The 11091-nt window shown below is 71.0% G+C and carries 11 protein-coding genes and 1 pseudogene; 6 read left to right on the top strand and 6 right to left on the bottom strand.

Annotated elements, in window-relative coordinates; all coding sequences use genetic code 11:
• The 6 genes and pseudogenes from RMT89_RS17190 to RMT89_RS17165 all read left to right on the top strand — a co-directional run.
• A pseudogene (locus RMT89_RS17190) lies at positions 1 to 500 on the top strand (hypothetical protein); the annotation flags it as partial.
• Between the two features lie 113 nt (positions 501 to 613).
• Complete coding sequence (locus RMT89_RS17185; RefSeq protein WP_315884627.1) at positions 614 to 1201, top strand: pyridoxamine 5'-phosphate oxidase family protein; 588 nt, start codon at positions 614 to 616, stop codon at positions 1199 to 1201.
• A gap of 3 nt (positions 1202 to 1204) precedes the next feature.
• Positions 1205 to 1900, top strand: a complete 696-nt coding sequence (locus tag RMT89_RS17180) for a L,D-transpeptidase family protein (RefSeq protein WP_315884626.1) — start codon at positions 1205 to 1207, stop codon at positions 1898 to 1900.
• A 74-nt stretch (positions 1901 to 1974) separates the two neighbouring features.
• Positions 1975 to 3357: a ferredoxin reductase family protein gene (locus RMT89_RS17175; protein WP_315884625.1), complete on the top strand. Its 1383-nt coding sequence runs from the start codon at positions 1975 to 1977 to the stop codon at positions 3355 to 3357.
• A 29-nt stretch (positions 3358 to 3386) separates the two neighbouring features.
• Positions 3387 to 4208 carry an FMN-binding protein gene (locus tag RMT89_RS17170; RefSeq protein WP_315884624.1) on the top strand — a complete coding sequence of 274 codons (822 nt, stop codon included), beginning with the start codon at positions 3387 to 3389 and terminating at the stop codon, positions 4206 to 4208.
• The gene (locus RMT89_RS17165; RefSeq protein ID WP_315884623.1) at positions 4201 to 5001 is read left to right on the top strand and encodes an FAD:protein FMN transferase; all 801 of its coding nucleotides are present in this window, start codon (positions 4201 to 4203) and stop codon (positions 4999 to 5001) included. The genes RMT89_RS17170 and RMT89_RS17165 overlap by 8 nt, the downstream gene beginning before the upstream one ends.
• A gap of 102 nt (positions 5002 to 5103) precedes the next feature.
• Here RMT89_RS17165 and RMT89_RS17160 read toward each other — a convergent pair whose 3' ends face one another.
• From RMT89_RS17160 to RMT89_RS17135, 6 genes are all read right to left on the bottom strand, one after another.
• Positions 5104 to 5649, bottom strand: coding sequence for an arginine repressor (locus RMT89_RS17160; RefSeq protein ID WP_315884622.1), 546 nt, complete (start codon positions 5647 to 5649; stop codon positions 5104 to 5106).
• Between the two features lie 19 nt (positions 5650 to 5668).
• Positions 5669 to 6856 carry an acetylornithine transaminase gene (locus tag RMT89_RS17155; protein WP_315884621.1) on the bottom strand — a complete coding sequence of 396 codons (1188 nt, stop codon included), beginning with the start codon at positions 6854 to 6856 and terminating at the stop codon, positions 5669 to 5671.
• Positions 6853 to 7764, bottom strand: a complete 912-nt coding sequence (gene argB, locus RMT89_RS17150) for an acetylglutamate kinase (RefSeq protein WP_315884620.1) — start codon at positions 7762 to 7764, stop codon at positions 6853 to 6855. The genes RMT89_RS17155 and argB overlap by 4 nt, the downstream gene beginning before the upstream one ends.
• On the bottom strand, positions 7761 to 8912 hold the full coding sequence (gene argJ / locus RMT89_RS17145; protein ID WP_315884619.1) for a bifunctional glutamate N-acetyltransferase/amino-acid acetyltransferase ArgJ: 1152 nt from the start codon (positions 8910 to 8912) through the stop codon (positions 7761 to 7763). The genes argB and argJ overlap by 4 nt, the downstream gene beginning before the upstream one ends.
• Complete coding sequence (gene argC / locus RMT89_RS17140) at positions 8909 to 9937, bottom strand: N-acetyl-gamma-glutamyl-phosphate reductase (protein ID WP_315884618.1); 1029 nt, start codon at positions 9935 to 9937, stop codon at positions 8909 to 8911. The genes argJ and argC overlap by 4 nt, the downstream gene beginning before the upstream one ends.
• Before the next feature lie 77 nt (positions 9938 to 10014).
• Positions 10015 to 10974: a VCBS repeat-containing protein gene (locus tag RMT89_RS17135; RefSeq protein WP_315884617.1), complete on the bottom strand. Its 960-nt coding sequence runs from the start codon at positions 10972 to 10974 to the stop codon at positions 10015 to 10017.
• Positions 10975 to 11091: the final 117 nt, after the last annotated feature.

The following is an 11091-nucleotide window of genomic DNA, read 5'->3' as shown; positions in this document are numbered from 1 at the left end:
ACGCCATCCTCGGCCCACTGGCCGGCAAGCGCACCGCCGCCATCGACCGGATCGCCATCTCCATCGGCCGCACCGCGGAGAAGCCCCAGGGGCTGAATGCTCTGGCTACCTGCACGCTGAATGCGGAGGGGGCCGCCGACCCGGGCGAGGAGGAGGTCGAGGCCACGCCGAGCGCGGCGGCGCCCGAGGAAGAGGGCAACACCGGCGTCGGCACCATCAGCTGCCCCGACGTCGCCTCGCAGCTCCCCGCCATCCCGGCCACCGCCCAGGCGGAGGTCGACCGCAACCTCGCCCTCCTCCAGACCCAGATCGACGAGGCCAACAAGCGACTCGTCGACACCGTCGGCCAGGGCGGACCCGACTTCGTCCAGAACGCCATCCTCGGCCCACTGGCCGGCAAGCGCACCGCCGCCATCGACCGGATCGCCATCTCCATCGGCCGCACCGCGCAGAAGCCCCAGGGCCTTGGCGCCCTGGCCGCCTGCACGCTCAACGACTGACGTGACAGGCAGTCATGGCCGCCCCGTGGCACGCCGGCCGGGGCGGCCATGGCCGGGTGCGGAAGGAAGAATTCCTTAGACAAACGAAATACTTGTCCGTACGATCATGAGGCATGGGAAAGACCTATGAGCGCGTAGACGGCAGACTCCGCACCTTCATCGAGGCACAGCCCCTCTTCTTCACGGCGACCGCGCCCCTCGCCGGGGACGGCACGATCAACCTCTCCCCCAAGGGCCTCAAGGGCTCCTTCGCGGTCCTCGACGAGGTGACCGTGGCCTACCTGGACTTCGCCGGATCCAACGCGGAGACCATCGCGCATCTGCGGGAGAACGGCCGGATCACCCTGATGTGGTGCGCCTTCCAGGGCCCGCCCAACATCGTCCGTGTGCACGGCCGCGGTGAGCCGGTCTTCCGTGACGACCCGCGCTTCCCGGAACTCTTCGCCCACTTCCCCGACATCGACCCGCGCCCGCACGGGCTGCGCGCGATCATCGTGGTGACGGCCGAACTCGTCCGGGACACCTGCGGCTACGCGGTGCCCTTCATGTCGTACGACGAGGAACGTGATCTGCACGAGAAGCGGTTCGCGCGGGAGGACGACGAGTCGCTGAACGCCTACTTCACCAAGAAGGAGCACATCGCCACCAGTCTGGATGGCCTACCCGGGCTGCCGTTGCCGCTGCCGCCGTCTACGGTCTGAGCCATGCGCCCCGGTGTCGTCGCCCTCGCCTCCGCCTCCCTCCTCGTGCTCGGTGCCGCGCCCGCCGGCGACCCGCCGCTGCCGGCGCGGATGGCGGACACGGGCGGCGGCACTCAGCTGATCACCGCCGTAGCCGCGCGGACCGGCGCCACCACCGGCACGGTCACCTGGTGGGACCTGCGGGACGGCCGCTGGGTGAAGGCGGGCTCCGCCGACGCCCGCTTCGGGTCGAACGGTCTGGTCGAGGGCTCTTCGCGGCGGCAGGGCACCAGCACCACACCCACCGGGCTGTACGACCTGCCGTACGCCTTCGGCATCAAGGCGGCGCCGACCGGAACCGCGTACAAGTACCGCCCGGTGCACCGGAATTCCTGGTGGTGCCAGGACAACGACTCGCGCTCCTACAACCGTTGGACCGAGCCCCGGCCGGCCGACTGCCGGGCCGCCGAGTCGGAGCATCTGATCTCCTACACCACCCAGTACGCGCACGCCCTCGTCATCGGCTTCAACTACGCGCAGCCGGTGCGCGGCCGGGGTGCCGGGATCTTCCTGCATGTCAACGGGCGTGGGGCGACCGCCGGTTGTGTGTCGGTGCCCGTCGAGGACATGCGGCGGATCCTGGGGTGGGCCGATCCCGCCCGAAAGCCGCACATCGCCATCGGAACGACGGGCGGACCGACCGCGGTCACCCGGTACTGAACACACCGGCCGCCCCGCACGTACCTCTGGGCCGAGGGACCACGCCACCCCCCTTGTCCGTTCCCGGAGGAACCGTGACCACCACGCTCGCAGGCGGCCGTGCCGCCCGCCGCCAGACGATGCGCCGCATCCGTCCGCGCCGCTCCCCGGCCGTCCCGTTGGTGGTCGCCCTGTGGGCCGGCGCTGCGGCGGTGCTGTGGCTGTGGTGGGACAACACACCGTCCCTCGCGGACAACACCGCCAAGATCCTCGCCGCGGGCCGGATCACCGGTCTGCTCGCCGGCTATCTGATGGCGCTCGTCGTGCTCCAGATGGCCCGGGTGCCCGCGCTGGAGCGCCGGGTGGGCTCCGACCGGGTCGCACGCTGGCACGCGATGAGCGGCCGGTACACGATCTGCCTGGTCATCGCGCACATCTTCCTGATCATGTGGGCGTACGCGCTGCAGGCGGGCAAGACGCTCGGCGACATCGTCCAGCAGACGATCGACTCGGTCAACACGCTGCCGGACATGGGCAAGGCGGCCATCGGCACCGGGCTGCTGTTCCTGATTGCGTTCCTGTCGATCGGGGGCGTCCGCCGCCGGATCCCGTACGACACCTGGTACCACGTGCATCTGCTGACATACGCGGCGGTGTACCTGACGTTCTGGCACCAGATCACCGCCGGCAACGAGTTCGCCGTGGAGCCCTCCGCGAAGACCTTCTGGTACGGGCTGTACGGCGTCGTCACCGCGCTGGTGGTCTGGTACCGGATCCTCACCCCGATCCGCCTCAACGTGCGGCACCGGATGTACGTCGAGGCGGTCATCGAGGAGGCCCCGGGCGTGGTGTCGGTGCTGATCGGCGGGCGCAAGCTGCACCGGATGGGCGCGGAGGCCGGGCAGTTCTTCCGGTGGCGGTTCCTGGCGCCGGGCATGCGGTTCAGTTCCCACCCCTACTCGCTGTCGGCGGCGCCCCGCCCGGACATGCTGCGGATCACCGTGAAAGCGATCGGCGACCACAGCGAACGGCTGCGCGAGCTGGAGGCCGGGACCAAGGTGTGGGCGGAGGGCCCGTACGGCGCGCTCACCGCCCAGCGGCGCAGCCGGGGCAAGGTGCTGCTGGTGGCGGGCGGGGTCGGCATCACGCCGATGCGGGCGCTGTTCGAGACGCTGCCCGGGGCGTCCGGTGACATCACGCTGCTGTACCGGGCCAACAGCACCCAGGACCTGGCGCTGTGGGACGAGCTGGCCGCCATCGCCGACGAGCGCGGGGCGCGGCTGATGTACGCGGTCAACAGCCCGGACGGCGAACGCCCGGACATCTCGGCCGAACGGCTGCAGGAGAAGCTGCCGGACATCGACAAGCACGACGTCTTCCTGTGCGGGCCGCCCGGCTTCGCGCAGTCCGTGTACGAAGCACTGCGCGGTGCGGGAGTCCCCGCCCGCCGCATCCATCACGAGTCGTTCGAGATGTGAGCGACGGGACTTCAGGAGCTGTAGGAGCGATGAGGAAGACTCACCCCATCCGGCGTGTCGTGCTGGCGGGCGCCGCCACCGTGTCCGGGATCGTGCTGCTGCTGTCGCTGAAGCCGGCGTCCGATCCGGCGTCCGCGTCGGCGGCGGGCGACGCGGCACCGCAGCAGACCGCGGCGGCCCAGGAGTCCGCGCAGGGCGGCAGCGCGGCACAGGCCGGGACCGTCACCGGGGACGCGGTGCGGACGCAGTACGGGCCGGTGCAGGTACGGCTGACGGTGTCCGGCGGCAAGGTCACCGAGGTGGAGGCCGTCCAGGCGCCCAGCGGCGGCCGCAGTACCGAGGTCACCAACACCGCGGTACCCCGGCTGAACCGGGCGGCGCTCGCGACGCAGAGCGCGGAGATCGACGCGGTGACCGGGGCGACGTACACCAGCAGCGGGTACAAGCAGTCCCTGCAGTCGGCGCTGGACAAGGTGGAGAAGGCGCCCGGCGGCGCGGAGAGCGGTGGCTCCGCCGAGGCCGGAGGTTCTGCCGAAGCCGGAGGTTCTGCCGGAGCCGGAGGTTCCGCCGAGGCCGCCGCCCGTACGGTCACCGGGGAGACCGTGAAGACGCAGTACGGGCCCGTGCAGGTGCGGATCACCGTCGACGGCGGGAAGATCACGGCGGCCGAGGCCGTACAGGCGCCGAGCGGCGGGCAGAGCACGCAGATCAACGGGAACGCCGTGCCGAAGCTGAACGCCGCCGCGGTGGCGGCCGGGAGCGCCGACATCGACGCCGTGTCCGGGGCGACGTACACCAGCAACGGCTACAAGCAGTCGCTGCAGTCGGCTCTGGACCAGGCCGGTGGCTGAGTCGGTGGCGGATCCGGCGCAGGCTCCCGCCGCGGTGCGTCATGTGGAGGAGGTCATGGGGACCGTCTTCTCCTTCGACGTCCGCGGCGGGGATCCGGAGGCGGTACGGGTGGCGCTGACGGAGGCGGTGGCGGGGTTGCACCGGGTCGACGAGGTGTTCAGCACGTACCGGGAATCCAGTGAGATCTCCCGGCTGGGGCGGGGGGAGCTGACCGTCGAGGAGTGTGCTCCCGAGGTGGCCGAGGTGCTGGCGCTGGGCGAGGAGGCCGCTCGGCTCAGCGACGGGTGGTTCAGCACGTCGTACGAGGGGCGGCTCGATCCGACCGGGATCGTGAAGGGGTGGGCGGTCGAGCGGGCGGCACGACGTCTGGCCGCGGCGGGGGCGAGTGGTGCGAGCGTCAACGGCGGCGGCGATGTGCAGCTGCTGGGCGTACCCGGTCCGCAGCGCCCGTGGCGGGTGGGGGTCTCGGATCCGCTCCGGCCGGGTGGTCTTGCGGCGGTGATCTCGGCGGCGGGGGCCTCGGAACTGGCGGTGGCGACGTCGGGGACGGCGGAGCGTGGGGCGCACGTAGTGGACCCCCGGACCGGCCGTTCCGCGGTCACGGACCTGGTCGCGGTGACGGTGGTGGCCCCCACGGTGACCTGGGCGGACTGCTGGGCGACGGCGGCGTTCGCGATGGGTTCGCGGGCGGGGTTGCGCTGGCTGGAGTCGCTGCCGGACGTGGAGGCACTGCTGATCACGGCAGGCGACGAGGTGAGATGCACGGGAGGCCTGGCTGCTCGACTCGGGTGAGCGCACCTCCCAGGGGCGCGGGGCCGCATTGATCAGCGGCTCCGCCGCGGGGCGCGACCAGCCCCACGCTCCCGCACCCGGCGACGAACCGCCAAACCCCCTTCAGTGGCCGTTCTGAGCCAACCGCAGCAGATGTTCCGCCAGCGCCTGACCCCCCGTCGGCTCACGGCTGATCAACAGCAGCGTGTCGTCGCCCGCGATCGTGCCCAGGATGTCGTGGAGTTCCGCCTGGTCGATCGCTGACGCCAAGAACTGCGCCGCCCCCGGAGGGGTCCGCAGGACCACCAGGTTCGCCGAGGCCTCCGCCGAGATCAGCAGCTCCTGGGACAGGCGCCGCATCCGCTCTTCCTTCGCCGACCCGCCCAAGGGCGCCCTGGGGGTCCGGAAACCCCCTTCACTGGGCACCGCGTAGATCAAGTCACCGTCGGTGTTGCGGATCTTCACCGCGTTCAGCTCGTCCAGGTCCCGGGACAGCGTCGCCTGCGTCACCGTCAGCCCGTCGTCCGCCAGCAGTTTCGCCAGCTGACTCTGCGACCGCACCGGTTGCCGGTTGAGGATGTCCACGATCCGGCGGTGACGGGCGGTCCGGGTCTGCGGCACGGCAGGCCCGGCGCCCCCCGCGTGCTCGTGATCCTGCGCCTGACTCATCGTCGTCTCATTCTCCGGCTCATCCGTCCACCCCTTGGGCCTCGTCCAGAACACCGGGCAGCGCCCGGAGAAACGCGTCCACCTCGTCGTCGCCGAGATTCAGCGGCGGCATCAGCCGTACGACCTCGGGGGCGGGCGCGTTCACCAGAAAGCCGGCGTCCTGAGCCGCCTGCTGCACCCGCGGTGCGAGCGGCTCGGTGAGCACGATACCCAGCAGGAGCCCCGCACCCCGGACATGGGAGACCAGCGAATGCCCGGCTGACTCGATTCCGTCCCGCAACTTCTCGCTCTGCCGCTTGACGTTCTCCAGCAATCCCTCGTTCGCGATGGTCTCCAGAACCGCGAGTCCGGCCGCGCACGCGACGGGGTTGCCGCCGAAGGTGGTCCCGTGATGGCCCGGCTGCAGCAGCTCCGCGGCGCGCCCGAAGGCGACCGTCGCACCGAGCGGCAGCCCACCGCCGAGGCCCTTGGCCAGGGTGACCACATCGGGCAGGACGCCGTCGTGGGCCTGGTACTCGAACCAGTGCCCGGTCCGCCCGACGCCGGTCTGCACCTCGTCCAGGACGAGCAGCGAACCCGTGGCGGCGGTGATCGCCCGGGCGGCCTTGAGATAGCCGGCGGGCGGCACGACCACACCGTTCTCGCCCTGGATCGGCTCGATCACGACCATGGCCGTCTCCTCGGTGACCGCGGCGGCGAGCGCCTGCGCGTCGCCGTAGGGCACATGGGTGACCTCGCCGGGCAGCGGCAGGAAGGGCGTCTGCTTGCCGGGCTGGCCGGTCAGCGCCAGCGCGCCCATGGTGCGGCCGTGGAAGCCGCCGTGGGTGGCGACGATGTGCCCCCGCCCGGTCAGCCGCCCGATCTTGAAGGCGCCCTCGTTGGCCTCGGCACCGGAGTTGCAGAAGTAGACCTTGCCGTCACGGCCGAAGTGCTGCAGCAGCCGTTCGGCGAGCGCGACGGGCGGCTCGGCGATGAACAGGTTGGAGACATGGCCGAGGGAGGCGATCTGGTTGCTGACCGCCTCGACGATCGCGGGGTGGGCGTGGCCGAGCGCGTTGACCGCGATCCCGCCGACGAAGTCGAGGTACTGCTTGCCGTCGGCGTCCCACAGCCTGGTGCCCGCGCCGCGCACGAGCGGCAGCCGGGGAGTGCCGTAGTTGTTCATGAGCGCGCCCTGCCAGCGGGCGGTCAGCTCCTGGTTGCTCAAGACTCCCCCTGATCGATTCCGTCGGGCACGACCATCGTGCCGATGCCCGAGTCCGTGAAGATCTCCAGCAGGATCGAGTGCTGGACCCGGCCGTCGATGACGCGGGCGGTGTGCACGCCGTTGCGGACGGCGTGCAGACAGCCCTCCATCTTCGGCACCATCCCGGAGCTCAACTCCGGCAGCAGCTTCTCCAGTTGGGAAGCGGTGAGGCGGCTGATCACCTCGTCGCTGTGCGGCCAGTCCTCGTAGAGGCCCTCGACGTCGGTGAGGACCATGAGGGTTTCGGCGTCCAGTGCCGCAGCGAGTGCCGCAGCCGCCGTATCAGCGTTGACGTTGTAGACATGTCCGTCGTCCTGGCTGCGGGCGATTGACGAGACGACCGGGATCCGGCCGTCGGCGAGCAGGGCCTCGATCGCGCCCGTGTCGATCGCGGTGATCTCGCCCACCCGCCCGATGTCGATCAACTCGCCGTCGATCTCCGGCTGGTGCTTGGTGGCGGTGATGGTGTGCGCGTCCTCGCCGGTCAGTCCGACCGCCAGCGGGCCGTGTTCGTTGAGCAGATTGACCAGCTCGCGCTGCACCTGCCCGGCCAGCACCATCCGTACGACGTCCATGGCGTCCTCGGTGGTGACCCGAAGGCCGGCCTTGAACTCGCTGACGATGCCGTGCTTGTCGAGGGCGGCGCTGATCTGCGGGCCGCCGCCGTGCACGACGACGGGCTTGAGACCGGCGTGGTGCAGGAACACGACGTCCTGCGCGAACGCGGCCTTCAGCTCCTCGTCGACCATGGCGTTGCCGCCGAACTTGATGACGACGGTCTTGCCGTTGTGCCGGACCAGCCAGGGCAGCGCCTCGATGAGGATCTGCGCCTTGGGCAGCGCGGTGTGCTTGCGCGTCGTATTGCTCATGAGGAGTACGCGCTGTTCTCGTGGACGTAGTCGGCGGTGAGGTCGTTGGTCCAGATGGTGGCGGTCTCGGACCCGGCGGCGAGGTCGGCGACGATGTGCACCTCGCGGTAGCGCATGTCGACCTTCTCGCGGTCCTCGCCGACGCCGCCGTTCTTGCAGACCCAGACGCCGTTGATGGCGACGTTGAGCCGGTCGGGTTCGAAGGCGGCGGACGTGGTGCCGATCGCGGAGAGCACCCGGCCCCAGTTGGGGTCCTCGCCGTGGATGGCGCACTTGAGGAGGTTGTTGCGGGCGATGGAGCGGCCCACCTCGACGGCGTCGTCCTCGGTCGCGGCGTTGATCACCTCGACCTTGATGTCCTTGCCGGCGCCCTCGGCGTCGCGGATCAGCTGCTGCCCGAGGTCGTCGCAGACCTGCCGTACGGCTTCGGCGAACTCCTCGTACTCCGGGGTGACTTCGGCGGAACCGGAGGCAAGCAGCAGCACCGTGTCGTTGGTGGACATGCAGCCGTCGGAGTCGACGCGGTCGAAGGTGACCTTGGTGGCGGCGCGCAGCGCCTTGTCCAGTACGTCGCTGTCGAGGGCGGCGTCGGTGGTGAGGACGACCAGCATGGTGGCGAGGCCGGGCGCGAGCATGCCGGCCCCCTTCGCCATGCCGCCCACGGTCCAGCCGTCCTTGGTCACGACGGACGTCTTGTGGACGGTGTCGGTGGTCTTGATGGCGATGGCGGCCTTCTCGCCGCCGTGCTCGGAGAGCTGCGCGGCGGCGGTCTCGACGCCCGGCAGCAGCTTGTCCATGGGGAGCAGCACCCCGATGAGGCCGGTCGAGCACACGGCGACCTCGATGGCGCCCCGGCCGAGCACCTCGGCCACCTTCTCGGCGGTGGCGTGGGTGTCCTGGAAGCCCTTCGGCCCCGTACAGGCGTTGGCACCGCCGGAGTTGAGGACGACCGCGGAGACCTCACCGCTCTTGAGGACCTGCTCGGACCACAGCACGGGCGCGGCCTTGACGCGGTTGGAGGTGAAGACGCCCGCGGCGGCGCGGCGCGGCCCGTTGTTGACCACGAGGGCCAGGTCGGGGTTGCCGTTCTCCTTGATCCCGGCGGTGATGCCCGCCGCCGTGAATCCCTTTGCTGCCGTCACGCTCACGGCGCAACTCCGATCGTGGTCAGCCCGGTGGTCTCGTCGAGTCCCAGGGCGATGTTCATGCTCTGGACGGCACCGCCGGCGGTGCCCTTGGTCAGGTTGTCGATGGCGCTGATCGCGATGATGCGTCCGGCGGCCTCGTCGTACGCGACCTGCACCTGAACGGCGTTGGAACCGTAGACGGACGCCGTGGCCGGCCACTGTCCCTCGGGGAGCAGATGGACGAAGGGCTCGTCGGCGAAGGCCTTCTCGTAGGCGGCGCGGACGGACTCGGCGGTGACGCCTTCCTTGGCGGCAGCGGTGCAGGTGGCGAGGATGCCCCGCGGCATCGGCGCGAGGGTCGGCGTGAAGGAGACGGAGACCCGCTCCCCCGCCGCCGCGCTGAGGTTCTGGCTCATCTCGGGCGTGTGCCGGTGGCCGCCGCCGACGCCGTACGGGGTCATGGAGCCCATGACCTCGCTGCCCAGCAGATGCGGCTTGGGGGCCTTGCCCGCGCCGGAGGTGCCGGAGGCGGCGACGACCACGGCCTCGGCCTCGGCGAGTCCGGCGGCGTAGACCGGGAAGAGGGCGAGGGAGACGGCGGTCGGGTAGCAACCGGGCACCGCGACGCGCTTGGACCCCTCCAGCGCGGCGCGGGCACCCGGGAGCTCGGGCAGACCGTACGGCCAGGTGCCGGCGTGCGGGGAGCCGTAGAACTTCTCCCAGTCGGCCGCGTCCTTCAGCCGGAAGTCGGCGCCCATGTCCACGACCAGCACCTCCGGGCCGAGTTGCGCGGCGACGGCGGCGGACTGGCCGTGGGGCAGCGCCAGGAAGACGATGTCATGCCCGGTGAGGACCTCAGGGGTGGTGGGCTCCAGAACGCGGTGGGCCAGCGGCAGCAGGTGCGGCTGCAGCGCGCCGAGCCGCTGACCCGCGTTGGAGTTGCCGGTCAGGGCCCCGATCTCGACCTGCGGATGCGCCAGGAGCAGACGCAGGAGCTCTCCGCCCGCGTATCCGCTTGCTCCGGCCACCGCCGCACGTACCGCCATGTCATCCTCCTCCTGGATGGCATGACTATACGTTTCGATGCACGTTTATGCAATCTGCTGGCTTCACCGGAGGGGGTTCAGCGGTACTTCGGCACCTCGATGAAGCACGGCTGGGAGCCGGCCGGGCCGCGTGCCAGGAGCGCGGACAGGGACTTCGGCTCCGCCCTCGCCGTCGGGGACGTCGACGGCGACGGTGAGACGACTGCCGCGTCGGCGCCGTCGGGGCCGGACGCGCTGCCGCGCACCACGCCCACACGGCCGTTGTCCGAGTCGTAGATGTCTCCGAACAGGACGTCGTCGAATCCGTCCCCGTCCAGGTCACCCGTCGCGAGTGCCTGGCCGGCCCGTAGGTCCTTGCCCTTGGAGTTCTCCACGGCCTTCGGCTTGGCAAGGCCGTCGGGCGTACCCCTGAGATACAGCAGGAAGGGCGTGCCCACCAGTTCGCCGTCGTAGTCGACCCAGGCCGTGGCCAGGAGATCGGCGATGCCGTCGCCGTTCACATCACCGGCCGCGAGGGCGAACGTCTCCCACACCTCAAGTTCGTCCTCGTCCACAGGGTGCTCGCGGGTCTGCACGGTGATCTCGGCCGTGCGCGCCGCCCTGCCCCGCCGGGTGATCGGTCCGTGGGCGACCGTCTCCGCGGATGCGAGATCCAGGTGTCCCTCCCCGTCGAAGTCGCCCGTGACCGCGGGTCCGCCGCGCAGGTCGATCGCGGTACCGCCGGACAGGCCTCGCGGTCCGCCCCACAGCACCATCCGGTCGGGGCCGCGGAATTCGCCGTCCGCGCTGACGACCGGGTCCGTGTAGCCGTCGCCGTCCAGGTCGCCCGTAGCCGGGTTCGCACCGAAGCTGTCGTTCCGCTCCGCCCGGTCCGGCACACCGGGCGAGTTCTGCGAGATCACCTGGGTCCGCGGCCTCCCGGCAGTCGCCGGGCCGTACACCACGCCGACGTGTCCGGCGGACCGCTCGCCGTCCACGGTGCCGAACTCATGGGGGCTCGCGAAGTCCTCGCAGCCGTCCCCGTCGAAGTCCGTCACGGGCCCCCGGGACCCCGGGGGCGAGCCCGCGGGTGCGGAAGGCCCCGCCAGTGCGACCGCGACCACCGTCACGGCACCCACCACAGCTGCCCGCCGCACACGCTTCACTTGCCGCCC

Source organism: Streptomyces sp. P17 (assembly GCF_032436805.1).
GTDB lineage: Bacteria > Actinomycetota > Actinomycetes > Streptomycetales > Streptomycetaceae > Streptomyces.
The sequence above is the reverse complement of the archived record's forward strand: the minus strand, read 5'-3'. Positions and strand labels throughout refer to the sequence as shown.

Excerpts from the sequence above, each read along its gene's own strand:
- RMT89_RS17170 (WP_315884624.1), top strand. The coding sequence starts at position 3,387 with ATGAGGAAGACTCACCCCATCCGGCGTGTCGTGCTGGCGGGCGCCGCC.
- argC (WP_315884618.1), bottom strand. The coding sequence starts at position 9,937 with ATGGCGGTACGTGCGGCGGTGGCCGGAGCAAGCGGATACGCGGGCGGA.
- argB (WP_315884620.1), bottom strand. The coding sequence starts at position 7,764 with ATGAGCAATACGACGCGCAAGCACACCGCGCTGCCCAAGGCGCAGATC.
- RMT89_RS17185 (WP_315884627.1), top strand. The coding sequence starts at position 614 with ATGGGAAAGACCTATGAGCGCGTAGACGGCAGACTCCGCACCTTCATC.
- RMT89_RS17160 (WP_315884622.1), bottom strand. The coding sequence starts at position 5,649 with ATGAGTCAGGCGCAGGATCACGAGCACGCGGGGGGCGCCGGGCCTGCC.
- RMT89_RS17180 (WP_315884626.1), top strand. The coding sequence starts at position 1,205 with ATGCGCCCCGGTGTCGTCGCCCTCGCCTCCGCCTCCCTCCTCGTGCTC.